At 52.0% G+C, this 24412-nt stretch carries 26 protein-coding genes; 13 read left to right on the plus strand and 13 right to left on the minus strand.

Annotated elements, in window-relative coordinates; all coding sequences use genetic code 11:
* Positions 1-45 precede the first annotated feature (45 nt).
* From cdr to TK_RS06460, 4 genes are all read left to right on the plus strand, one after another.
* Positions 46-1374: a CoA-disulfide reductase gene (gene cdr / locus TK_RS06445; RefSeq protein ID WP_011250250.1), complete on the plus strand. Its 1329-nt coding sequence runs from the start codon at positions 46-48 to the stop codon at positions 1372-1374.
* A 77-nt stretch (positions 1375-1451) separates the two neighbouring features.
* The gene (locus TK_RS06450) at positions 1452-2900 is read left to right on the plus strand and encodes a potassium channel family protein (RefSeq protein ID WP_011250251.1); all 1449 of its coding nucleotides are present in this window, start codon (positions 1452-1454) and stop codon (positions 2898-2900) included.
* Between the two features lie 45 nt (positions 2901-2945).
* Positions 2946-4091, plus strand: a complete 1146-nt coding sequence (locus tag TK_RS06455; protein WP_011250252.1) for an ATP-NAD kinase family protein — start codon at positions 2946-2948, stop codon at positions 4089-4091.
* Between the two features lie 103 nt (positions 4092-4194).
* On the plus strand, positions 4195-4818 hold the full coding sequence (locus TK_RS06460; protein ID WP_232500566.1) for a hypothetical protein: 624 nt from the start codon (positions 4195-4197) through the stop codon (positions 4816-4818).
* Here TK_RS06460 and TK_RS06465 read toward each other — a convergent pair.
* A complete protein-coding gene (locus tag TK_RS06465; RefSeq protein ID WP_143598691.1) occupies positions 4790-5002 on the minus strand; it encodes a hypothetical protein in 213 nt (70 codons plus the stop codon). The two genes, TK_RS06460 and TK_RS06465, sit on opposite strands and share 29 nt — an antisense overlap.
* A 130-nt stretch (positions 5003-5132) precedes the next feature.
* Between TK_RS06465 and TK_RS06470 the strand changes: the two genes are divergently transcribed.
* Entirely contained in the window at positions 5133-5954 is an 822-nt protein-coding gene (locus tag TK_RS06470) for a hypothetical protein (RefSeq protein WP_011250255.1), read from the plus strand.
* Here TK_RS06470 and infB read toward each other — a convergent pair.
* Positions 5951-9385 (minus strand): intein-containing translation initiation factor aIF-2, encoded by a 3435-nt coding sequence (gene infB, locus TK_RS11825; protein WP_011250256.1) that lies wholly within the window; start codon positions 9383-9385, stop codon positions 5951-5953. The genes TK_RS06470 and infB overlap by 4 nt on opposite strands.
* Positions 9386-9478: 93 nt before the next feature.
* On the opposite strand from infB, the gene TK_RS06480 reads away from it, so the two are divergent.
* On the plus strand, positions 9479-10324 hold the full coding sequence (locus TK_RS06480; protein ID WP_011250257.1) for a hypothetical protein: 846 nt from the start codon (positions 9479-9481) through the stop codon (positions 10322-10324).
* Position 10325: 1 nt separating this feature from the next.
* Here the strand turns inward: TK_RS06480 and ndk are convergent, their stop codons facing one another.
* The 9 genes from ndk to TK_RS06525 form a co-directional block, all read right to left on the minus strand.
* On the minus strand, positions 10326-10850 hold the full coding sequence (gene ndk / locus TK_RS06485; RefSeq protein WP_011250258.1) for a nucleoside-diphosphate kinase: 525 nt from the start codon (positions 10848-10850) through the stop codon (positions 10326-10328).
* A gap of 90 nt (positions 10851-10940) precedes the next feature.
* Positions 10941-12149, minus strand: coding sequence for a hypothetical protein (locus TK_RS06490; protein ID WP_011250259.1), 1209 nt, complete (start codon positions 12147-12149; stop codon positions 10941-10943).
* A 128-nt stretch (positions 12150-12277) separates the two neighbouring features.
* On the minus strand, positions 12278-12481 hold the full coding sequence (locus TK_RS06495) for a 50S ribosomal protein L24e (protein WP_011250260.1): 204 nt from the start codon (positions 12479-12481) through the stop codon (positions 12278-12280).
* A gap of 2 nt (positions 12482-12483) precedes the next feature.
* Positions 12484-12696 carry a 30S ribosomal protein S28e gene (locus TK_RS06500; protein WP_011250261.1) on the minus strand — a complete coding sequence of 71 codons (213 nt, stop codon included), beginning with the start codon at positions 12694-12696 and terminating at the stop codon, positions 12484-12486.
* Between the two features lie 79 nt (positions 12697-12775).
* Positions 12776-13147: a 50S ribosomal protein L7Ae gene (gene rpl7ae, locus TK_RS06505; protein ID WP_048053845.1), complete on the minus strand. Its 372-nt coding sequence runs from the start codon at positions 13145-13147 to the stop codon at positions 12776-12778.
* 73 nt (positions 13148-13220) lie between these two features.
* On the minus strand, positions 13221-14405 hold the full coding sequence (locus TK_RS06510) for an ATPase domain-containing protein (protein ID WP_011250263.1): 1185 nt from the start codon (positions 14403-14405) through the stop codon (positions 13221-13223).
* 140 nt (positions 14406-14545) lie between these two features.
* Positions 14546-15157: an HVO_0476 family zinc finger protein gene (locus tag TK_RS06515; protein ID WP_011250264.1), complete on the minus strand. Its 612-nt coding sequence runs from the start codon at positions 15155-15157 to the stop codon at positions 14546-14548.
* Between the two features lie 33 nt (positions 15158-15190).
* On the minus strand, positions 15191-16495 hold the full coding sequence (locus TK_RS06520; protein ID WP_011250265.1) for an ATP-binding protein: 1305 nt from the start codon (positions 16493-16495) through the stop codon (positions 15191-15193).
* Positions 16496-16550: 55 nt separating this feature from the next.
* Positions 16551-18446 (minus strand): phosphoadenosine phosphosulfate reductase family protein, encoded by a 1896-nt coding sequence (locus TK_RS06525; protein WP_011250266.1) that lies wholly within the window; start codon positions 18444-18446, stop codon positions 16551-16553.
* 117 nt (positions 18447-18563) lie between these two features.
* Between TK_RS06525 and TK_RS06530 the strand changes: the two genes are divergently transcribed.
* From TK_RS06530 to rpl18a, 7 genes are all read left to right on the plus strand, one after another.
* The gene (locus tag TK_RS06530) at positions 18564-19517 is read left to right on the plus strand and encodes an SPFH domain-containing protein (RefSeq protein ID WP_011250267.1); all 954 of its coding nucleotides are present in this window, start codon (positions 18564-18566) and stop codon (positions 19515-19517) included.
* Positions 19518-19523: 6 nt separating this feature from the next.
* On the plus strand, positions 19524-19943 hold the full coding sequence (locus tag TK_RS06535) for an NfeD family protein (protein ID WP_011250268.1): 420 nt from the start codon (positions 19524-19526) through the stop codon (positions 19941-19943).
* A gap of 47 nt (positions 19944-19990) precedes the next feature.
* Complete coding sequence (locus TK_RS06540; RefSeq protein WP_048053721.1) at positions 19991-20575, plus strand: thymidine kinase; 585 nt, start codon at positions 19991-19993, stop codon at positions 20573-20575.
* A gap of 78 nt (positions 20576-20653) precedes the next feature.
* The gene (locus TK_RS06545; protein WP_011250270.1) at positions 20654-20809 is read left to right on the plus strand and encodes a 50S ribosomal protein L39e; all 156 of its coding nucleotides are present in this window, start codon (positions 20654-20656) and stop codon (positions 20807-20809) included.
* Positions 20810-20819: 10 nt separating this feature from the next.
* A complete protein-coding gene (locus TK_RS06550; protein WP_011250271.1) occupies positions 20820-21092 on the plus strand; it encodes a 50S ribosomal protein L31e in 273 nt (90 codons plus the stop codon).
* 27 nt (positions 21093-21119) lie between these two features.
* On the plus strand, positions 21120-21809 hold the full coding sequence (locus TK_RS06555; RefSeq protein WP_011250272.1) for a translation initiation factor IF-6: 690 nt from the start codon (positions 21120-21122) through the stop codon (positions 21807-21809).
* 52 nt (positions 21810-21861) lie between these two features.
* Positions 21862-22095, plus strand: a complete 234-nt coding sequence (rpl18a, locus tag TK_RS06560; RefSeq protein ID WP_011250273.1) for a 50S ribosomal protein L18Ae — start codon at positions 21862-21864, stop codon at positions 22093-22095.
* Positions 22096-22363: 268 nt separating this feature from the next.
* On the opposite strand, the gene TK_RS06565 is transcribed toward rpl18a, so the two are convergent.
* The gene (locus TK_RS06565) at positions 22364-23518 is read right to left on the minus strand and encodes a glycosyltransferase family 4 protein (RefSeq protein WP_011250274.1); all 1155 of its coding nucleotides are present in this window, start codon (positions 23516-23518) and stop codon (positions 22364-22366) included.
* Between the two features lie 20 nt (positions 23519-23538).
* Positions 23539-24333 carry a UbiA prenyltransferase family protein gene (locus TK_RS06570; protein WP_011250275.1) on the minus strand — a complete coding sequence of 265 codons (795 nt, stop codon included), beginning with the start codon at positions 24331-24333 and terminating at the stop codon, positions 23539-23541.
* Between the last annotated feature and the right edge of the window lie 79 nt (positions 24334-24412).

The following is a 24412-nucleotide window of genomic DNA, read 5'->3' on the forward strand; positions in this document are numbered from 1 at the left end:
CCAACATTTTTAACCAAAGGTTTTGAACCTTTCCCGGTGATGGTGATGGAGAGAAAGACGGTCGTTGTTATAGGTGGTGGAGCCGCTGGAATGAGTACCGCCTCGCGCGTCAAGAGGTTGAAGCCCGAATGGGACGTCAAGGTCTTCGAGGCAACGGAGTGGGTGAGCCACGCCCCATGCGGTATTCCCTACGTTGTTGAGGGCATCTCGCCCAAGGAGAAGCTCATGCACTATCCCCCCGAGGTCTTCATCAAGAAGCGCGGCATAGACCTTCACCTGAAGGCCGAGGTAATCGAGGTCGAGCAGGGCAGAGTTAGGGTGAGGGAGGAGGATGGTGAGAAGACCTATGAGTGGGACTACCTCGTCTTCGCCAACGGCGCTTCACCGCAGGTTCCCGCAATTGAGGGCATCGACCTGCCTGGAGTCTTCACGGCAGACCTGCCGCCAGATGCCGTTGCAATAACCGAGTACCTTGAGAAAAACCCCGTCGAAAACGTCGTCGTTATTGGAACCGGTTACATAGCCATTGAGATGGCCGAGGCCTTCGTCGAGAGGGGCAAGAACGTTACACTCATCGGGAGGAGCGAGAGAGTCCTCAGGAAGACCTTCGACAAGGAGATAACAGATATAGTTGAGGAAAAGCTCAGAAACCACCTCAACCTCCGCCTTGAAGAGGTCACGCTCAGGATTGAAGGAAAGGAAAGGGTTGAGAGGGTTGTTACCGATGCCGGCGAGTATCCAGCCGACCTCGTGATAGTGGCGACGGGAATAAAGCCCAACACCGAACTTGCCAGAGGGCTCGGCGTCAGAATAGGTGAGACCGGTGCCATATGGACAAATGACAGGATGCAGACGAGCGTCGAGAACGTCTATGCCGCTGGAGACGTTGCCGAGACGAAGCACCTGATAACGGGGAGGCGCGTATGGATGCCCCTCGCTCCAGCAGGAAACAAGATGGGCTACGTGGCTGGAAGCAACATCGCTGGAAAGGAGATTCACTTCCCAGGAGTTCTTGGCACAAGCATAACCAAGTTCCTCGACCTTGAGATTGGAAAGACTGGTCTCACCGAGGCGGAGGCAATGAAGGAGGGCTACGACGTCAGGACGGCCTTTATAAAGGCGGGAACGAGGCCCCACTACTATCCTGGCTCAAAGACTATATGGCTCAAGGGTGTCGTTGACAACGAAACCAACAGGCTCCTTGGAGTTCAGGCAGTTGGAGGAGATATTCTTCCGAGAATTGATACAGCGGCGGCAATGATTACGGCGGGCTTCACTACTAAGGACGTCTTCTTCACGGATTTAGCGTACGCACCGCCCTTTGCGCCGGTCTGGGACCCGCTTATAGTCCTTGCCAGGGTCCTCAAGTTCTGACTTTCTTTTTTGCTCTTCTTTTGTACGGTGATATTGAAGTGGAAAGCTTTAAAGCGAGTGGTGTCGGTTTTTCTGTGATGTGCGAGTATACCTATGAGAACGGGAAAAAGTGCAGGCTGAAACCGCTGGAAGGCTCAAAGTACTGTGCCCTCCACATCCCTAGGGAAGAGGGAGAGGCCGTATACGGTGAGAGACTGAAAGAGATCAAGAAAGAGGCCTTTGAGAAAAGGTTGAAAGTTGGCCAGACATATTTTGAGGGCGTTGATCTCTACGATGTAGCGATAAGGGACTTCACAACTGAAAAAGTTCTTGTTTTCAAAAACTCGCGGGTTACAAACCTTATCATGGATGCTTCCTCGGTTAGGGGTCTTATCCTGATTAACTCAAAAGTTGAGAGAGTTGTTATTTTCGAAAGCACCCTTGAGACGATTCTTGTAAAAAATTCCACGGTTTTCGGTCTCAACATTCTTAGGACGGAGTTTTCAAGTCACATCTCAATAAGAGACTCGGAAGTTAGGTACCTTATGATAAACTCGACGCGCTACACGCCCAAGGGGGAAGTCGGTGAAGAGAAAGCCTATGGGGAGACCGAGAGGATTGTCGGCAACATAGAGATTTCAAACCTTACAGGCGTTAGGAGGATAGGAATAAACACCCGCTACCCGCTCCTCAGGGAGATCCTTAAGGAACACGGGATAAACGTATCAGAAAGCAAGGAGCGGAGCGTTAGGGCGCGGAATCTGATAATAAGGGATGTCTCCTTTGACGTGTCCCCTCGCTATAAGAGAAGGGTGAGGCTTACCGTTGCAGGTTTTCATGGCAGGCTGCACCTTGAGAACCTCGAGGTTTTTGGCCACATTGAAATCCGGAAGAGCTACCTGGTCTCCCCGGAGTTCGTCCACGTCAAAGTTGAGAGTAACCTAGTGCTAAGGGGCACCTCGATCCACACCGACTCTACTTGGGGCATGACAGTTCTTCCCAACCTTCCGATAGAGCTTGAAGTGGGTGGTTTCATTATAGTAGAGGACTGTAGGTTCAACAATCCCCGTGCGGAGGAACTTTTCTACCGTCTCGCGAGGACGAGCTGGGAAAAGAGTGGAGACTTTGACAGGGCTGACGAGTACTACTACCTTGAGATGCTGGCGAAGAGAAAGGCCAAGCTCCAGTCGAGGAAAAAGGGGTTGAAAAGGATCATCAACACAGCAGAGGTTTGGTTTGAATGGCTCTTCGCAGATCTAACCTGCAAATATGGAACGGACTGGAAAAGACCTATTCTCCTCTGGCTGGGAGCCGTTAACGTCATTTTTCCCCTACTGTTCTGGGCGACGAAGAGTGTTGAGGGTCTCTCAAGCTCTCTCAGCTTCCTCGACTACGAGTACTTCAGCATCGTTACTGCCACAACCCTCGGCTACGGCGACTACCATCCCTTCGGCGTTGGCAGGATTATAGCGTCGGTCGAGGCACTCTTTGGAATGTTCATGTGGGCCGTCTTCCTCACAGTCTTCGCTAGGAAGTACATGAGGTAGGGCAAGCTTTAAGCACACATCCCTCTACCTTTATCGGGGGTAGAAATGAGGAAGCTCAGAGTTGGGTTCATAGTCAATCCGATAGCCGGAATGGGCGGTAGAGTAGCGCTGAAGGGGACCGATGGTGTTGTTGATGAGGCGATAAGGAGGGGGGCGAGGCCAGTAGCTCCTGAAGTTGCCCGCCTGTTCCTGAGTGAGCTGAAGCACTACAAGGAGGCTGAGAGTTTTGAATTTCTAACAGGGCCCGGCCCTCTTGGGGAGGACTACCTTAGAGAGTTTGGGTTCGTCTTTGATGTAATCAGGCACAGGGAGATTGGCTACCGTGAGATTGAAGGAGTGAAAATCCCGGACACCACTTCGGAAGACACGAAAATCCTCGCCCGTGAAATGCTCGAAAAAGTTGATATAATAGTCTTCGCCGGCGGTGACGGCACTGCGAGGGACGTTCATTCCGTCCTTGGCAAAAAAGTCCCAATCCTAGGCGTGCCCACTGGCGTGAAGATGTTCTCCGGTGTTTTCGCGGCCTCGCCTGAAAGTGCCGCCAGAGTTCTCGTAGAATTTGCCAGCGGGAGGGCCAGACTGGAAGAGAGGGACGTCATGGACCTCGACGAAGACGCATATAGGAGGGATGAGGTCAGGCCAAAGCACTACGGGAAGGCCCTGACGCCCGTCGTTGAGCTGCTTGTCCAGGGGGCAAAGGAGCCGCAGAAAGTCGATGAGAGCGAGACCCTTGAGGCCATAGCCGATGCGGTGGCTGAGGAGATTTTGAGCGGGGACGGAATCTACTTTCTTGGGGCAGGTTCGACAATAAAAAGAATAAAGGACAGGCTGGGGGTAAACGGGACGTTGCTCGGGGTTGACGTTGTGGAAGTAAAGGACGGAAAGGCCAGGCTCCTCGTGAAGGACGCGGCTGAAAAAGACCTCCTACGCTTTGTCGATAAAAACCCGAGGATAGTCGTTACGGTGATAGGCGGTCTTAACTTCCTCTTCGGCAGGGGAAACCAGCAGTTCTCCGCTGAGGTTTTGAGAAGGATTCCGAAGGAGAACATCATCGTCGTTGCTACTCCATCGAAGGTGGAAAACGGAGTTATCCGTGTGTACACGGGAGATAAAGAGGTTGATGAAAAACTCAGGGGCTACATCAGGGTCAGGGTCTCTCCCTGGATGGAGAAGATGGTAAAGGTTATCTGACCTTTTAATTTTCTTGCTGGAATGTGTTTGAGAATATGAGTCCCTCTTGATTAAAATTCTCACGAAAACATTTTAAAGCACTTCTTATCGAAAGTTTTACCGGGTGGTAAATGTGGTTTACTTCGAACATGCAACTGACCCGGTGACATTTGGCCTCTTCATGGTGCTCTACTACGCATCGATTCCCCTTGCGATCATCGTGTGGGCCTTTAAGTACTACCCGTATATACAGAAAAGAGAATACCATCTCAAAGAGCTTGGAGCTTTCCTCCTCCTTGCCTTTATGGTGACGTCTTTCTCCGGGTACTCTCTCCTTAACCAGTACCTATACCTCCACTCGCCTTTCGATTCAATATCCTGCTACACCTCCTCATGTGTACTGTCATCCGCACTAACTAGTGAGTACGGCTTCTCTGAGGAGGAGCTCAAAAGCTACGGCCTCCCCTCAGTGGGAGTGATGACTGTCTTCAGGATATCTGACGTTGTAGTCAGCAAAAGTTTGCTTAAGCCCAAGAGATTAAACAACATTGTAATTACGAGGGCATGGCTCATACTGCCGGTCGTTGATGTTTACGTGTACCACGTGTCGACTGGTCCCACCAAGAGAATAGTGGGAAAAGAGAGGTTTTACTTTGTGTGGCCATTATCTCCAGGGTCTTTCCTGAGCGAGAAATTTGACGCGGACTTCACCGTTTTGATCACAGGAAATAGTGGAGCCGGGGCATGACTGCTTTTGTCTCTTTTCTCTGCATCATCTTTGTCCCCCTCAGCTCTTTTACCAGTTCTTCCATAACGCCCAGGAACGTCTCTACTTCTTCGATGCTGTTGTAGACGTGGAAGGATCCCTCAACCTGAAAATCCGTGCCCCCGCACAGGGAACACCTAAGCTGCCTTCTCTCCATGAGAATCACCGATGTTACCATCTGCTTGGAGTATAAATATGTTGCGCCTGGTAAAATGATCGAAGTTGCCATACAGTCCGGACTTGTTTTTAAGCAAAATTTAAAAATCTCGTTTATTACTCTTATTGGTGATGGGGTTATGGTGAAAAGAGTATCAAAGCTAAAACGTATTGATGGAATAACTCACGGGAGCCATATAGACACGGTTTATCCCGACCCTGCTGTGGCTCTGAACTTGCTGATGGAGGGAATTAAAGATAATGAGCCTCGGATTGCGACTGTGGAGTTAAATGTTGGTAAAATCCTGCCCCGCAAAAAGACCGTCAATGTGTGGATATACGACGTGTCCTTTGGCGACGATGTGTTCATGAGATCACTTCTGATTGAGGATTCCAAGAAGAAGATCCTCCAGTTTGCAACGGCTTTTCCCGTTCTCAACTCGGAAACGAGTGTTGAGTTTGAGGTGAACGAGATTCTCGAGTGGGCTAACAGGCTGGAAGCGAACGTCTCGGGTAAGGTCATCGGAGAGGAGACTCCCTATGTGAGCTTCTTTGCAGTTGATTACATCGAGAGAAAAGCCGACTACCTGGAGCTTGACACTGCCAGGGCAAAGCTGGCCTTCCTCGCTTACTGGGCCAAGGTTGGGCCGATAGGGGATAAAATCTCCGTCAGCCCGCAGAATGGAGAGCCTGTGCAGATTAACTTGGAAGATGCCGAGCTGCTCCTCCCAGCCTCGTTCAAGGGCGCATTCATGGACGACTACGCCATAACCGGCAGGGTGCTGAGGGTCAAGCCCAGCAGGACGTTATACGGCGATGGATACCTTATAAGACTGAAGAGTCTCCCCTTGGGCGAGATAGACCTCTTCGTTCTCAGAGAACACCTGAAAGGAGAGAACAAGGAGATAAAAGAAGGGGAAATGCTTACCGCCGTTGGATGGCTCCAGGGAGGGCTCGTTTAGACCGCCCTCCAGAACGGGTCTTCTTTCGCCTTTACCTTTGCCGTCATCTTGAGGGCCTTTATGTCTGTCTCTTCAAGCTCGTCCTTGAGCTGCTTGGCGAGAATTATGACGTCGTTCTTGCTGAGGTCAACGTAGAGGGTCTCCCCGGGGTGTATGTGCCTGCCGACTATCGCGCCCTCGATGGCTATTGCCACCGCGTCCCCCTTCTTCGCCTCCTGGACGAAGTCGTTCTTGTTCTTTATCGACTTGATGACGCCGACCTTCTCGCCGGTCTCCTTGATCAGAGTCACACCCGGCCTTATCCTGCCCTCGAGGACTTCGACGCCGACTATGGCCGGCTTGCTCCTTCTGAAGACGTAGCGCTCGTCCGGGTAGAGCCTGATAACGCCTGGGAAGGTGACGTTCTTGAGGAGCTCGCGCTTCCTCTTCTCCTCCTCTTCCTTCACCCAGGCCTCGTAGTCCTCGATGAGCTTGTAGATAATGTTGCCAACGAAGATTGGGACGCCCTTTGCGTTCGCAACCTCTTCTGCATCTTCGTTGACCTTGACGTTAAAGCCGAGGACGACCCCGTACTTCGGCTCCTCCTCCTTAACGCTCAGGGCCTCCATAACGTCGGTCTTGCTGATGTTGCCAACATCTGCCTTTCTGATGGGGATTCCCTTCTCCTGGAGCTCCTTGCTGAGGGCCTCAAGGCTTCCAAGTGTGTCGGCCTTGACTATGACACCGATCTTGCCGGTGTTTATGACGACGCTCTGAATCTGGCTGAGTATCTCCTGCTTTGCCTTTTCAATCTCCTCCTCGGAGCGCGCCGCTATGACTGGTGAACCAGCTAACGCCTCCTCAAGGCCCGGAGCCGCTATCTTGACACCCGCCGCCGCTGTTACCTCATCAACCTGGTCGAAGCGGAACCTCGGGTCCCTGATCTCGTCGAGGGGTTTTGGCTTCAGGAGCGCGCGGATTTTGGTAACTATCGCCTTGTCCTTTCCGCCAACCACTATCGTGTCGTCCTTTCTCAGAGTTCCATCGTAGATGATGACGTCGATGGTTGTCCCGAGGCCAACCTCTTCTCTGACCTCGAGGATGGTACCGCGTGCGGGGCCTTCAACCTCTATCTTCAGCTTCTCCTCAAGGTACTTCTGGGAGAGGCCTGCTATGAGGACGAGAAGTTCTGGAATGCCTATGCCGTACTTGGCTGAGATTGGGACGATCGCAAGCTCCCTGGTGAAGTCCTGAACGCGGTCGAAGCGGTTGGCGTTGAATCCCATCTCGTAGAACTTTCCTATCAGTTCCCAGAGCTTGGTTTCCAGCTCCTGTATTGCTCTCTGATCCTGCTTCTTAATGTTGACGAGGAAAGGCTCGTCCTCCTCGATGACCCAGCCCTTTATCCTGTCTATCTTGTTGGCGGCAACTATAAAGGGCGTTCTATACCGCCTCAGGATTTCGATGCTCTCTATCGTCTGCGGCTGGAAGCCCTCGTTTATGTCAACAACGAGGACCGCCAAATCGGCGAGGCTTCCTCCCCTAGCCCTGAGGCTCGTAAAGGCCTCGTGGCCGGGAGTGTCGATGAAGAGCAGTCCGGGGAGCTTTATCTCGCCCTTCCAGAGCTTGATGAGCGGGCCGGCGAGCTGTTTGACAACATCTATCGGAACCTCAGTTGCACCTATGTGCTGGGTTATTCCCCCCGCTTCCTTTCCAGCCACGTTCGTGTGCCTGATGCGGTCGAGGAGGGTGGTGTTGTGGACGAGGATGCCGTTGGCCACGAAGTTGTGGGTCTCAGTTGTGACATCATAGACGTAACCCTCGTATTCGAACTCTTCTATGTCCTCAACCGGAATGAACACGAGGTTTTCAGCGAGGTTCCTGATGTAGTCAACGTCACTTGAGTCAAACTCCCTGTTGCGCCAGACTTCGAGGAGCTCTCTTCCAAGCTCTGTGAGCTTTCCGTCCTTTATCAGCCCATCCTTTTCGAAGGCTTTAATGTAGTTGTGATCCCTTATCCTACCCTCGAGGACGGCGATTTTTTTGTCGAGGTTAATTGAGCCTTTCTCGATGGCGTCGAGAATTCTCATTAGAGTCTCGTAGCTCGGGGCTTCTTCGGATTCGTATTTTCCGTAGAACGGAACGTTTGAGTTAAGCTCCGTCCTTGTGAAGCCGAAGAGGAGCCTCAGGCGCTTCAGTTCCTCGAAAATCGGATAGCTTTCGCTCCTCCTGCTCTTTTTAATTGCCTTTTCAAGAGCCTCCGCCTTGTTCTTCACCGAGAAACCTATGTACCTTCTGAATAGGTCGAGGTTTCTCCTGCCAGATATAACGAGGGTCGTGTAGTCCGAGCGGTAGATCTTTGAGACTATTCCAAAGCGGAGAAGGAGCAATGAAAGGTCCTCAAGGAACTCCTGGGATGCGCTCGTCACTTCAATCCTCGCGTCCTTAAGGCTGACGTGCCCGTCGGCATCAAAGTACCCCCTGAGGAAGCGGGAGACGTACTTTCTGGGGGCAATGAAGAGTATCCTTGGGACTCTAATGCTCTTCGCCTTCTGTCTCTCGGGGTATTCAAACAGGACTCTGAGAAGCCTCAGCAGGGCGTTTTTGCCGTTGGTGAGTTCAATCTCGTAAGATGTGGTGCGCTCCACTCTCTTCACTGCCACCCCGAGGACTGAAAGCTTCTTCAGCTCCTCGTAGACCTCAACATCGTTGTTGGCTATCTTGTCCTGGCTTCCGTCTCCGAACATAACGCCCGCGAAGTAGAAGAACGCCTCCCATTCCTCCGGAGAGCGCGGAAGCTTTACGTAGTGGAGCGGCTTCCCTGAGCGGTGCATCCTTGGGGTGAAGGCCACCCTTTCCACTTCGTCCCACAGGTTGAGCCTCTCTATGTCCTCCCACCTGAAAACGTTCCTCTCAACTTTGTACGCCCTGTCGCCCTTAAACTCGCTGGAGATTTTGCTGAGTACTTCTCCCCTGAGCTTTGCGATTAGCTCATCGTTCTTGAGCTTCTCATAAACGAAGGAGACGAATCTCTCATCACTCTCGTTCCCGTGGATTACCCTCGGAACGGCGACGTAGTCCCCCGGCTTGAGCTGGTCTGCGCGTACCCATCCCCTCGTTGTCAGGAAAGGATGTTCTGGCGTAACCGAAACCGAGTGCCAGTTCTTGAGCTTGACTCTGAGCATTTTGCCCCTATGCCTCACCTTCCAGACGTACGGGCTTTCGAGAACTCTTAACCTTCCATCTTCGCCCACTATTGTGAGTTTCGCTCCGAGCTTTCTGATTTCCTTCTCGTTGTCAGCGACTACGGTTTCTTTAGCTAAATCGAACAGTCCCTTAAGTGTTATCGGGCCGTGCTCGGGCAGTATCACTTTCTCATCTGGCAACAGGCACTTGCCGTGGTCAACGTGGCCGAGAACCGCGATGATTGGCTGTCTAATTCTCTTCGTCATTTTTCTCACCTGAGCTAAAGTCCGGCGTGGGCTTTTAAAGGTTAGCCGGGGGAAGGATTAAAAATCCATGCAGTAAATCCTGACGGTGGTGAGATGATAGGACTTGTGGTTGGAACTCTACTCGGCATTCTATTGGCTCTCATCGCGGGCAGACTGAGGGGAAGGGGTAGCGAGATCTTCATGTCGCTGCTGGGAATACCGGTCTTTACCTACGCATTCTCGGTTCCGTTTGCGGAGACTTGGCCGCGGAATACCTACATCTGCGCTGGAACGTGCCTCACTCCTACCCAATGGGCGGGGGTATGGGTGTTTTTGTCGTTTCTGGTTGCGGTTGTCTATTCCTACTTCCGGGCGAGGGAGAGCCTGAGCATTGACGAGTACGTTCAGGTCTCGTACCTGGCGTTGGGGATATTTGCGGGGGCGGTCGTACTTTCGTCAACACTGCTTCCCGCTTTGATCGTTCCGGGCATTCTGGCCTACGCCCTCCTTGTCTGGCCGAGGGAAGAAAGTTCTATAAAGTTCCTTAAAGTTGAAAGGACGGACTTCCTTGAAGGAGCTGAGGTTTACACCGACGAGAATAGCATGATGGCCTTTAAGAATGGTAGAACGCTCTTCATCGGGGGAGCAGTCCTCAAAGAATTTCCTCGCTCCAGGGAGCTTGCGGAATGCACTTTGAAGGCTCCAAATCCAAGTCCAGGGATGAAGCTTGCGATTTTAATCGTTGGGTTCCTCCCGGCAACGCTTCTCTTCCTTGTTCCAAGGGGTGTTCTTGCAATAGCCGCCTACGGTATCGTTGTCTTGATGACCTTCCTGCTACTCGGAAAGGTTGCAGTCAGCAGAACGAATAAAAGGCTTCCCGAGGAATGTCGCGAGGTTCTGAAGGAGTACTCGGACTTCATAAGGAAAAAGAAGGGGAAGCTCGACATTGTAATAGACTAAATCAGCGCTCCAGACAGTCCATGCTGTCCAGGTATTCCTTCTTTGACCTCGCGTGGGTGTGGTAGAACCAGTCTGCGGCCTTGCAGTACTCGAAGAGTTCCTCGGGCTTGAAGTAGAGGTTTATCTCCCTCTCGGCGCTCTCCGGGCTGTCGCTGGCGTGGATCACGTTGTAGATTGCATCTCCAACGTCGAGGCCGTAGTCGCCCCTTATACTCCCTGGCTCGGCGTCCTTCGGGTCGGTGGCTCCTGCCATCTTCCTGACGACGCTTATGGCGTATCTTCCCTCAACGACCATAACGACGCTCGGAGCCTTGGTTATGTAGTCGATGAGCGGCTCGAAGAAGGGCTTACCCTTGTGCTCCGCGTAGTGCTTCTCGGCAAGCTTCCTGTCAATCCATATCATCTTCATTCCGACGATCTTGAGACCGCGCTTCTCAAAACGGCTGATGATTTCCCCCATGAGGCCCCTAACGACGGCGTCGGGCTTCAAAATAATGAGGGTTCTTTCAATCTGTTTGTCTGCCATTGGCAACACCGAAGTTGATACTCGGGGGGGTTAATAGGTTTTGTGTAATGGTGGATGGGAATAAAAAATATTGAGAAACAGCACAAACCATCAGCCGACTTTTACATACCAGGTGACGGCCCCCCAGGTATCGTGTTTGTACGGGGTGGATGACCATTCTATATGAGGCCCTGAATATGAGTAAGTGCCCCCTCCCACGTCATAGTACTTGAATGTCGCTTGGAACTTTACATTTACTATGGCATGCCATTGTCCATCGTGGAGTGCATTTTCATTCACGTGTCCTTCGGATGCAACGTTGGTTTTAAACGAATACTTAGCGTCCTCAGAGTACATGTTGAAATCCAAGAGCCATGTGGCTGTTTCAGTTGATCTGTCAACGGCAGGAAGTATTTTCGAATCTGGTATTGTCACGGTAAACGTAACAGCAGGTGGATAACCCACGGTGACTTGAGTGGTTGTATGACCACCTAAAGACCCCACGGGATCGGCTCTATCCAACTGTGGATCAAGATTGGGTTCGAGGTTCCAATTGTGGATTATCTTAGAGGAATCAGCCACATAACGCTTGTAGTTTTTATTTCCCTCAACTTCCAAAAGCCCATATCCTGGATCTATTTCGTATCGTCCCTCCCCGTTTTCATCAGGAGCAACTAGAAAGTACTCCCTGCTGGGGTCATCGTCATTCCAGAGACCGTATGCATAGAATTTTGCATAGATGTTTCCGTATGGGGGATCGTTGACTTCAATAGTTAAGGCGCCGAAGTTGTGCCAGTATGGCGAGCTCTCACCACTGTAAACCTTCACATTGCCGTTGCTGTCCACTGCTTTAACTTTCCATCCTTCTGGAACGCCAATCTTCTCTTTGGGGATTATGTCTGGCTTGAACTTTGGTGCCTTTTTGCTCCACTGCAGAAGCTCGTCCTTAATTTTGTCAGATAGTATTGGAGCTCCACTTCTTGTTGCAGTGATAAGAATATCTACTCTCCCCTCTTCGGTTACCTTTATCCCATAACCGGTTATGACTAAGCTTTTTGGCAGTTCTGGAACCGCGTAGACGTGCCACTTGGCGTTTGGAGCGCTCTCTTCGACAAGCGTCTGGACAGTGCTTTTGAGAACATCACTGTCCAGTGGAAAACTGTTCTCGCTATAAAGGAGGTATGCAGTGTAGTTGCTTTCTGTGATCTTCTGTATCGCTGGGATACTGTACTGGACGCTCTCGTTCGTTGGGTATGCCGAAGCAACAAACAGACTCCCAACCAAAACTCCAAGTAGGAACCATACCATCTTCTGTCGCATCTGAGCCCCCCAACGGGGTTGTCAATTAAGAAAACGCATTCATGACATTTAACTGTTTCGCTCTCCCAAAATTAGAGATTGTCAAGGAATAGCATTGAACCAAAATTACTAAAGAAAAATGGAAAAGTTCACTTCCTCTTGGCCCTCTGGAGCCTGGCCTCCTGGAAGGCCTTGGTCCACTTGAGCTTTCTGGGATTTCTACCCATGAAGTAGTACTTCTCGCACTTGCTTGAGCAGAAGAACAGGACTCTGCCATCGTTCCTGACGAACATCTTGCCCGTTCCCGGCTCGAACTCCCTTCCGCAGTAGGAGCAGACGTTCCAGCGGGCCATCTTCATCTCCTCCTCCTGATCTCTCTGGCCTCACGCTCGGTTTCTCTGAGTATGACTATGTCACCGACGCGGACCGGCCCCTTAACGTTCCTCCTTATGACCCTACCCTTGTCGCGGCCTTCGAGGATTCTGACCTTGACCTGGGTAACGCCACCGGTAACGCCGGTCCTGCCGACGATCTCAATAACCTCAGCAGGGTATCCTTCGTCGCTCATACCTCACACCCCTAAATCTAAAATCCCCTCGCAGAGATGACCTTAAACATTTCGTGAATGTTAAGGAAGGAAAAGGAGCTCACTTCATGAGCTCCTTGACCTTCATGGCGATGTCCTCAACGAGCTCGCGGGCCTTGCCCGGCTCGATGATAGCAACGCTGGCAGCTGGGACTTCAAGGCCAGCGGCCGCTCCAAGCTCCTTCTTGCTCGGGACGTAGACGTACGGGATCTCCTTCTCCTCGCAGAGCGGCGGGAGGTGGGCAACGATCTCTTCAGGGTCAACGTCCTCGGCTATGATAACGAGCTTGGCCTGGCCCCTCTCGACGGCCTTGGTGGTCTCGTTGGTGCCCTTCCTTATCCTTCCGGTGTCCCTTGCGATCTCAACGGCCTCAAGGGCCTTCTCGGCAAGCTCCTGTGGAACCTCAAACTTCACGTAGCTCGGCTTCGCCATCTTCATCCCTCCGAAACCTCATCGTTCATCTGTTTGCACCACCGACTCGGGCTGACCGCTTAAAAGGGTTTCGCTACTCAACTGGCCAGAACACAAACTCGCAGTGATCTGCGCCCATGGCCTCGCACTTGGTTTCCTTGCCCTCCCATCTCTTTCCCGTGAACTCCGTTAGGAACTGGGCTATTGAACCCGCGTAGTGGACATGATATGGCAGGGATGAACCCTTCCCTCCTGGAAAGAGGTTTTTGCCCGTTATCAATATTAGGTCGTCTTTGATGTCCACGATCTCCAGGGTGCCGCCCCCACTGGAGCGCGTTAGGAGCGCTATTTCTTCGAGTGCGGCCCTCAGGCTGTCGGTGCGCATTCTCGCGTCTTTTCCGAGCCCAATAAACTGCTTCTTGCCCCAGAGATAAAGGAACTCTTTGCCCTTCTCAGGCCCTAGGAACTCATAAGCAGTCTCTATAGTAGCCCTTTCGCTGTCTTCGGTGATTATTTCCACCCTATCCCAGTCAAGCCACAGAGTTCCATCGGATTCTGCTCTAAGCCTCTTTTTGATACCTTCCAAGGTAGCGTATTCTTCAAGTACGAGTTTTATCCCCTCTGAAGACCTTACGTATGGAAAGATCAGGTTTGCAGTCTTTAGTGGCTGAATGGAGCGTGCTATGTGAATCCTTCCACGGGACACTTCAAAGACATAGTCAAATGGTATCAAAGTAGCAGCTAGATCAACTTTCTCAAACACATTCCCGCAGAGAGCGGCCATGGCGGTTACTCCAGTTGACTTCACGGAGTTTATCAGACGTACCAGCGTTTTTATGTAGCCCTTTGGATTGGGCTGGAGGGTGTACTGGGCCGTTAAATCATCCACAACAAGAACGTCAAAATCTCCTTTTGAGAGGCGATCCCTAATTACGGCCGTTGTGATTCCTATATCGAGGGGGTTGGAGAGGATGTTCTCACCCTGCTTCTGGTCGGGAGCGTAGAGGTTGGTGTACCCGTCCAGGATAACCAGAGAACCGTTCTCTATGAAGGGGAGGTAGTTGATCCCATTGTGCTCAGCTTCTTTGATGAGAGTGTCAGGTGCTTCTCTAAACGCTACTAGAAGGACTTTTTTCCCGTCTTTAAGAGCGTTTAGAGCGACCTGATGCATGAGAATTATGTTGTCGTATTCGAGTGAACCAACGAAGGCAACGGCGGAACTCTCTATTATGCCGCCGTCAAGGGCATCGTCAACCTGCCTTATTCCCGTCTTTAGCATTTTTCTCACCCTCGCGGAGTTTGTTTGTAGAACTTATAATCTTTTGGTTAACGCTTGAGACATTTTGGGAAAACTATCAAATTAAATTGGATAAAAAATTTCAAAGCTCAGGAGCGGCCAAGCTCATCATCCAACTCAGGTTAAGACTCCTCATCATAGCCCCGATATATCTCGAGGCTCCTTCTGGCTCTCGCCTTCGGAATCTGGTGGCCCATTATGGCCACGATTTCATCTGCCCTGGCCTTCCCGTGGTGGAGCATTTTTCTTTCCGTCTTTATCTTCTCCACCCTGAAGGTGTAGCCCCCGACCTCGATGACTTCCCCAACGACGAACTCCTCGCTCCTTGGTACCTTCACCTTAAAGGCCTGGGTGATGCCCTTTGGAAGGTAGATAGAGACCTTTATGACCTTCGGGTAAGTTAAGCTCTCGCCCCAGAGGGTCTTGACTTCTTCCACCTTAGCCTTGTTGACCCTCTTGTCCCCCTCCAGCTCTATCCCTGTTATTCTGACCTCATCGTCCTCCGTCTCGACGATGTCCCCCACTTTTATTTCTTCACCCTCCGGAAGCTCGGCTTCGCTCTTGAAGCTCCTCTCGTGCTTGCTGACAATGAGAGGAACCTTCCTGAACTTCGGAAGGGTAACGTGCCAGACGTGGCCGCAGTCGTTACAGCGAAGGGTAAGCTCTCTCCCCCTCTCCCTGATGACCTCAACGTTCTCGCTACCACATTCAGGACATACGAACAGCTCTTCCATTTCTCTCACCGGAATGGGAGAAGGGAAAACGGTTTATAAACCTGCCCCAAGGAGCCACTTCCAAAGGGGTATGAATTCAATATTCTTTCCATCAACGGTTTCCGCGGCCTCGTAATCCCACGTGATCGCCTTTAGATTCCCGCATCTAAGATGCCTGGAAGCAGAGATCAGAGCCTTTACTTCACGTCTCATCGTCTCTGGGTCGTCAACGCTCCAGCTGACCTGGATCAGCTCAGAAACCTTTGGCCCCCTCGAAACCACGAAGTCAACTTCTCCTTCACGTCCTTCCCAGTAATGAACCTCGATTAATGGGTCGGAGTAGTGCTTTCTCCTCAAGAGCTCAACAGCAACGATGTTCTCCAATCTGAAGCCGAAGTCCTCCACACCCAGAGCCTCCGCGAATCCAATATCAGCCAGATAGAGCTTTGGAGCGCTCCGAAGGGATTCAACGGTGTTGCCATGATACTTCCGAACGGGAACGACGAACCCGACGTCCTCAAGGTAGGAGAAGTACTCGTAGACGGTCGGCTTACTTAGTTTAACCCCCATGGATGACAGAAATCCGTGGAGCTTTCTAACCGAGGTTTTCCTGGCGAAGTTCCTTGTTATGACCCGTATTAGGGCCTTCATAGCGGAGCTTTTTTCAACACCATATCTCTCGATCAAGTCCTTGTAGACTATCAGGTCGAGGTACTCCTGGAGCGTTCTGATCTTGAGGAGGGGAGGGTAGTCCACTATTCCTGGGAAACCTCCGTATCTGACGTATTCGTCGAGGAAAGCAAAAAGCCGGCCCCTTCTGGCTTCGGTTAACGGAGAGGTCAGCTTAAACTCCTTGAACTCCAGGAATTCTCTAAAAGACAGTGGAAAGAGCTGAAACGACAGCGTTCTTCCCCTAAGGGAAGTTGCAATCTCCTTCGAGAGTAGTTTTGAAGAGGAGCCCGTTAGAAAAACTCTGGCGTTTCCCCTCTCCACCATCCGTCTCACGAATTTTTCCCATCCCTCTACAGCCTGCACCTCGTCAAGGAAAAGGTAGAGAACCCTGGCTCCGGGGTTGTGCTTATGATAGAGCTCAACTATGCTGGAGAGATCTTTGGCCGTCATTCCAACAAGCCTCTCGTCCTCGAAGTTAACGTAAAAAAGCCTTCTGAAGGGGAGCCCAGAACCCATGAGTCTCTTCATCGTCGCATAGAGGAAGTGAGTTTTGCCAACCCTCCTGAGGCCAAAGATAGAGAGGGCAGTGTCAAGGTTCGTGGGCAGGGCGAGCTCCCTCTCCTTCACCTCTGGGAGTCCAAGCTCCCAAAACTCTGCTATGACCTCTTCGAGCACCTCTCTCATCATATGTACAACTCAATTTTACCATATTTAAGTGTTTTTGTCAAACTCAACTTTACCATCAGAGCTGGCTACCCTCCTCGGGGTTCTTGATCTTCAACAGCGGGCAGACGTCCATGCACTCGCGACAGTGGACGCAGGAGTCCCAGTCAACGACTATCTTCTTGCTCCTTTCGTCGATGCTCAGCGCGTTCTCTGGGCATTTGCCGACGCAGAACCCGCAGCCAAAGCACTCGTAGGCCCTCTTGACGAGGTAGTAGGCGCTCCAGGCCTCTTCCTCATTCGGAGCTCTGGCGGTTCTTGTGCCGGTTAGGAACTCAACCTGCCCCGCCTTGATAACGTCGCCATCGACTTCTACCTCACCGAGGATTGGGGCCACCTCAAGGAGCCTCTTCTTGTTGAGGACGGTGTTGAAGGTCAGCTCGTAGCCATCGTCGGTCTCTTCAATCTGGACTTTTACCGGCTCCCATGAGCGCTCCTCTGGAATATCAACACCCAGCTTCCGCGCTATTGACTTTTCACCCTTGCTGAGCTTCTTCCAGCGCCAGAAGCCGTAGGTTACCCACTCCTCTGGAAGGTCAAAGCGCTCCCTCCAGTACTCCAGCGCCTTCTTCCACTTCTCCCAGAGTTCGGGCTTCTCCCTCTTCAGCCTCTCGAACTCAGCCAGAGAAGCGCTTGGACAGAGGAAACAGCCTATTCTATCAAAACCGCGAGCGTAGAGCGGGTTGTACTTCAGCTTCCTGCTGAATATGTAGAGCCAGACCTCTATGGCCCTCCAGTGGAAGATTGGCGATGCGCCTATCTCGTTCGGCACCCACTCGTTCCTCCACACGCGCGGCTGCTTGAACCTCTTTATGCTCTCGTACTTCCTCTGGCCGACGAACATCAGGACGCCCTTTGGGTAGTTCTCCTTTATGGCCATCGTAATCGGCCCGAGCTTCGTTACCTTACAGCACCAGCGGTAGTCCCTCCCCGGCGGTGAGAAGACATACAAAGCCCTCCAGAAGGCGTCGCCGGCGTCGGCCACTATGAACCTGACTCCCTTAGGCTCAAGCTCCTTTCTCAGCTCTTCAACGTATTGAACCGTTTCAGGGAACTCGATGCCCGTGTTGTTGAAGAAGACCGTAAAGTCAGTTCCAAACTCCTCCAGCGCCAGACCGAGAACCGCCAAACTGTCCTTTCCGCCCGAGAAAGCGACCGCCTTCGGAAGGTCTGAGTACTTGTTAGCTACTCTCCTCATGAACTCCCTGCTCTTCACGACCTTCTCTTCAAGCGCTATACTGTTCGCCCGCAGAACATCCTCCATGGTGGCCTTCTTGCCCTCGCGGTAGTTTACTGCCTTCTGCCTCTTCGGCTTTACGCCGGTTCCCCTTTCGCCCCTCATCAGGGCATCGTAGTCCTTCTTTGCTATCCCAGTGGCGAAAACCTCTCCGTCTTCGGTAACGAGTATGACCTCATCCCCAACCCTTATGCTCGGATCCGCTTCGAGGACGCCAACTGCCATCAGGTTTGCGCCCTTCTTTATCGGCCCTACAGCTCCCTTGTCAACGACTATCCATTTCTTCATCTTCTTTCCGAAGCGCTTCCAGAGGGCGATGGCCCCCTCAACTTTCAGTCCGGCGTGCCACTTCAGCTCGAGCGGGTTGTACTTGACGTAGCCGAAGACGTAGCCGTCGAGGATTATCTCGTAGGCATCATCCTCGCTCGGGAGCTTGTTGAGGAGGACGATTTTTCCCTCCAAAATTTCGCCGATGTCAACGCCGTAGTGCTCCATGAACACTGAGCGGATGAACTCAATGTCCTTCTCAAAGGCGAAGCGCAGGTCTCCCGGCGGAGTGATGTTTAGCCTGAACACTCCTTCCTTTCCGTGAACTGCGCAGGAGTCGCCGATGAGCGGGACGTTGCACTTCTCGCACCAGTTTATGTAAGCCTTTCCAAGGAAGACGGGTCTTCCCATTTTTCCCACCTGCTCACACATACGCTCGGGGTTTAAAAAGTAGACCCCACAAACCTGAGAAAGGCTTATAAGGAACTCAACATAGAAGAAGTCTAGAAATTTCGGGAGGTAGTAGTAATGGCTGGCTTTGCCGCCTTTGTAATATTCGTCCTGGGTCTGTTCTTACTCCTGCTGTTGCTACTGGGCGTCAAGATAATCCGGCCCTACGAGAAAGGTCTGGTGGAGAGGCTCGGAAAGTTCAACAGAATCCTCGACCCCGGTGTACACTTCATAATCCCTTTCATGGAGCACGTCAAAAAGGTCGACATGAGGGAGCACGTCATTGATGTCCCCCCTCAGGAAGTCATCTGTAAGGACAACGTCGTCGTAACCGTTGACGCCGTGGTGTATTATCAGATAATCGACCCGATAAAGGCCGTCTACAACGTGAGCAACTTCCTGATGGCCATCGTCAAGCTCGCCCAAACCAACCTGCGTGCCATAATCGGTGAGATGGAGCTCGATGAGACTCTCTCTGGTAGGGACATAATCAACGCCCGCCTGAGGGAAGAACTGGACAAGATAACCGACCGCTGGGGCGTTAAGATAACCCGCGTCGAGATACAGAGGATAGACCCGCCGAAGGACATCCAGGAGGCGATGGCCAAGCAGATGACGGCGGAGAGGGAGAAGAGGGCCATGATACTCCTGGCGGAAGGTAAGAAGGAGAGCGCCATAAGGGAGGCCGAGGGCCAGAAGCAGGCGGCCATTCTGAAGGCCGAAGGTGAGAAGCAGAGGCAGATACTCATCGCTGAGGGCCAGGCAGAGGCAATCAGGAAGGTGCTTGAGGCCCTCAGGATGGCGGACGAGAAGTACCTCACGCTCCAGTACATCGAGAAGCTTCCCGACCTTGCCAAGTACGGCAACCTCATAGTCCCGTACGACACAGAGGCTCTCATCGGCCTGCTGAGAATCCTCCAGAAGGTCAAGGACATGCCGCTCCCTCAGCCGCCGAAGAACGAGAAGGAAGAGCCCCAGGGAAGTGGTGAGAACAGCGAAGAGCTTGAAAAGCCTAAAGACATGACGGAGTGAGGGGCCATGGACCCCTTCCCGATTTTTCTCCTCATCCTTGGACTGCTCATAATCCTGCTCGACATGATGGTTACGGCATTCATAACACCCATAGGGGTTACCTTTGCCGTTCTTGGGATTCTCTTAGGCTTCGGCTGGAACTTCACGGAGAGCTTTGTCGTTGCGTTGATCTTCGGCGTCCTCGCCTACATCCTCGTCGGCAGGTACATCAGAAAGGACGTCGTGGACATTGGAGAAAAGGAGAAGAAGTACACCTTCGAGCTGGTAGGGAAGAGGGGGAGAGTCGTTAAAGTAGCGGAAGACCACTACCTCGTTGAGCTTGAGGGGGACAACTGGATAGCGCTCAGTGATGATAAGCTCGAAGTCGGGGACACGGTTGAAGTGGTCAAGGTTGATGGGGTCAAGCTGATCGTGAAGAAAGTCTGAGCCCAAACCGTTTTAACCCTTCTTTTTCACCTTCCTCGGTGAAACCGATGCACCCGGGCGGTTTTCTTGAGGTCATAACTGGCCCAATGTTTGCCGGAAAGACTACCGAGCTGATCAAAAGGGTCGAGAGACAGATTTTCGCCAAGAGAAAGGCAGCCTTATTCAAACCGGCCATAGACAATCGCTATTCCGAAAGGGAAGTCGTTGCACACAACGGGCTCAGGTACGAGGCCTTCGTAGTGCCGACCACAGAAAAAGGAGTTGAAAGGATAAAGGAGATAACGCTCAATGAGGGCTACGAGGTCATTGGAATAGACGAAGTTCAGTTCTTTCCGATGTCAGTTGTGGAGGCCTTAAACGAGCTCGCCGATCAGGGAATTTACGTCATAGCCAGCGGGCTCAACCTCGACTTCAAGGGCGACCCGTTCCCTGTGACGAAAGAACTCCTCGTGAGGGCGGACAACATCGTCTATCTGACGGCGGTCTGTACGGTCTGCGGAAAGCCCGCGACGAGGAGTCAGAGATTGATAGACGGGAAGCCCGCTCCAAGGAATTCGCCGGTCATCCTCGTTGGGGGAAGGGAAAGCTACGAAGCAAGATGCAGGGAGCATCACCTGGTTCCCGACGAATGAGATATTTAAATGGTAAACACAAAAAAGCTTAAAAACGAATTTCCAAAGCATGAACAGGCAAAAGGAGGGGGTGTAACTATGGCCAGGAACAAGCCGTTTGCGAAGAAGCTCAGGCTCGCCAAGGCTGCAAAGCAGAACAGGCGCGTCCCTGTTTGGGTTATTGTGAAGACCAACAGGAAAGTTATCACTCACCCGAAGAGGAGACACTGGAGGAGGACAAAGCTTAAGGAGTGAGGTGATGTAAATGCCGATCAAGCCCGGTGAAGAGGTCATATTCGTCGTCCCGATAAACAAGATCAAGAAGAGGGTTCCCCGCTGGAAGAGGGCACCGAGGGCTGCCCGCTTCGTCCGCGAGTGGATAGCCAGGCACGCCAAGGCTGACGAGGTCATAATAGGCACCGACGTCAACGAGAAGATCTGGGAGCGCGGCGCTGAGAAGCCGCCAGGAAAGCTCCGCGTCAAGGTTGTCGTTGAGGAGAGCGAGGGGAAGAGGATAGCAAGGGTCTCCCTCGCCTGATTTTAACCACTTTTTAGAGGTGACGAGATGCACATAGAGAGACTCGATTTTGAGAACTCCCCATATCTCGGTGTTTACGGGCGCGCAACTGACAGGGTTCTTCTCCTGAGAGAGGGACTGGGTGAGAAGAAGCTGGAAGTCCTGAGAGAAGTTCTCAAAGTCCCGATCATCGAAACCAGCATCATGAAGTCGAGGATAGTTGGAATATTCGCCGCCGGCAACTCCAACGCAATCATCGTCCCTTGGTACATCTGGGACGCTGAGCTTGAGAGAATCAAAACTGCTCTCAACGAGTTCGGTATTGACATGGACGTTGTCCCCTTTAAGAGCAGGCTCACAGCCCTTGGCAACCTCATCCTGACCAACGATAAGGCCGCCCTCGTCAGCAAGGAGTTCACGAGGGAGGAGGCAAACGCGATAGGCGAGATACTGGGCGTTGATGAGGTCGAGAGGGGAATGATAGCCAGCTACCGCTCAGTCGGCAGCGTTGGCGTCGTCACGAACAAGGGCGGGCTCGTCCATCCCGAGGCAACTGACGAGGAGCTTGAGTGGCTGAGCGACCTCTTTGGCGTTGATATCTACGTCGGCACAGCCAACATGGGCGTTCCATTCGTTGGCTCTTGCATGCTGGCCAACTCGTATGGTGTCGTTGTCGGGCACCTGACGACTGGTCCTGAGATAGTGAAGATCGAGGAAGCCCTCGGCTTCCTTGGTTGAAGCAAAGCTTAAAAAATGGCCTGAGTAGTGGCGGAGGAAGGAGGTGTGAAAAATGGAGGTCAAGGTTTTCCGCGTCAAGGGTACCTTTGAGAGGCTCGGAAAGAAGCAGCCTTTCACCAAGGAGTACAGGGCCCTCAAGGAGGAGCACGTAAGGGAGCTCGTTTACTCTGACATCGGGAGCAAGCACAGGGTTCCGAGAACAAAGATATGGATTGAGAGCATCGAGGAGATAAAGCCAGAAGAGGCCGAGGACCCGGTCGTCAGAAGGCTCAGCCTCGAGCTTTGACCTTTTCTCTTTAAGAATAGGCCATCATTTTAAAGGGACTGTTCATTGGATAAAGCTTGGGCTCGAGACTTCAGAAAATTCGAAGAAATCTTCGAAGGGAAAGAAGTGAGCTCGGCTCTTTTTCTTCATCATTATCAATCAGATACCCTAGAGCTCGTCATCGCTCGTTTTACTCTCCAAACCGAAAGTTAAAAGGATAGCGGCTCGGCCAGTATGCCCCTCATCACCCTTCAGCTATCGTGAGGTTCGTCATCGCCGCGTTGCCTGCCTACAACTCGCTTAAAACCTCTTCGTACACTTTTTCTATCTCGCCCGCAACAACCTTCCAGGAGTAGCACGTTTCAACGGCTTTTCTCCCGGCTTCTCCAAACTTTTTGGCAAGCCCTTTGTCGGAGAGGAGCTTTAAGACTGCCTCGGCAAGTGCCGCTTCGTCGCCAGGGGGGACGAGTATGCCGCTTTCACTTTCTTTAACGACTTCAGGGATCCCACCAACCGTTGTCGTGACAACTGGAATTCCAGAGGCCATCGCCTCAAGCACTACTATCCCAAAGGCCTCTGCCGTTGTTGATGACAGGACAAAAACATCTGCGGAAGCATAGAGCTTCGGAAGAAGTCCATCAGGGACATAGCCCATAAACCTCACGTGGTCTTCAATGCCCAGGAATTTTGCCTGCGCTTTCAGGAAGGGAAGCATCTCGCCAGAGCCGACCATAACAAGTGTGACATCTTCCTTTTCCCTTGCTATGTTCTGGAAGGCGTTGAGGAGCACGTGGGGCCCTTTCCTGAAGGACATCCTGCTAACGTAGAGAATTAAGTCTCCGTTTATTCCAAGCTCTTCTCTCACCAGTTCTCTCTCTTTATTGCTCAGTGGTCTGAAGCGCTCGTCATCGACGCCGTTCGGAATAACTCTAACTGGAGAATCCGTGAAGTGTTCTACGAACGCCTTCGCAGCCTTGCTAACGGCTATTATTTCATGGGGGTATTTTAGATAGTGGTTGAGGAGTGGAAAAGTCAACCCAAGGGCCTTCCATAGGGAAGACTCGTGGGAGAAGGATATGCTGTGGGTTGTGAGGAGTGTTGCCTTTTCGAGAGTTCTCCCGGCCTTAACCGCCTTCAGCGAGAGTGGAGTGAAGGCGTGGTGGGCGTGGACAACATCAAAATCCACGAGAAACTCGCCTAGTTCTCTGTTCGACTTCAGCCCGTAGGTTATGTTTATCCCGAGCACCGGACTGATGACACCCGGGACTTTAACCAATCCTACCCCCAGCTCTTCAAGCTCTTTTTCCTTTCCCGTTTTTAGATCATTAGTCACTATTGAAACGTCGTGGCCGAGCTTTTTCAGATAGATTGCAAGCTGGTGCATATGAGTGGCGACGCCGCCGATCTTTGGGTAGTACCAGTCGCTGACGAGGGCTATTTTCATTTTCCTGCACCCCTAAGACATCATCCACCGAGCACCAACCTGGCGGTGTGTGCAACCAATAAAGCCAGCATGAGAGCGTCCAACGTCCGGTAGTTTATCCTAAGCTTCACTGCCACTGCCCCAAGTGCTCCAAGGGGGGTAAATCCCACCACCAGCAGGACAATTGAGGCCCAAGAGAATACCACAACAAGCGTTTCAGAGGCCTTTTTTCCAAGCGCTATCGGCGTCGTTTTGAGGCCCGCCTTAAGGTCGCTCTCATAGTCGCCGAGGTGGTTCCTGAGCTCGAGGGCAAAGGAGTAGAGGGTAACGCTGAGTGCTATAAGCGCCTCGATGCCTGAGATTCTCCCGTCCATTGAAGCGCCGTAGAGGAAGGGAAGCCCGCCGAAAAAGAGGCCATGAGAGAGCACATCAACCACCGGCCTCGCCTTCAGCCTCGGCGGTGCGGAGTAGATGGTCGCGAGGAGAGTCATGAGAAGGTAAAAGATGAACATTAGGGTGTTCGTTCTGGAGGCGATAGCCGTTCCAAGCAGGGCAAGAACCACAGAGATTGCCACGCCTTCCCAAAAACTGAGCTCCCCGCTGGCTATTGGATTCCTCTTAACCTTATCTGGGTTCAGTGAGTCGGTGTCCACGTCGAAGCAGTTGTTTATTGAGAATGCGTACCAAACGAAGAACACCCCAGCTATAAAGGCCAGCAACGCCTCATCACGACTAACCCACTTTGCATTCATCAGTATCGCCAGACCAATGAGACCGATGTATGCCCGGCCCTCAAGCGGCCGGAAATTCCTTATAACAGCTGAAACAGATGCCATGGTATCACTCAATAGCTCCCAAAATAGGACATTATAAGTCTTTTCACCGCCAGGTTTTCCAGACATAAAAAGCATACGG

The sequence above is a fragment of the Thermococcus kodakarensis KOD1 genome (genome assembly GCF_000009965.1).
GTDB classification, from domain to species: Archaea; Methanobacteriota_B; Thermococci; order Thermococcales; family Thermococcaceae; genus Thermococcus; species Thermococcus kodakarensis.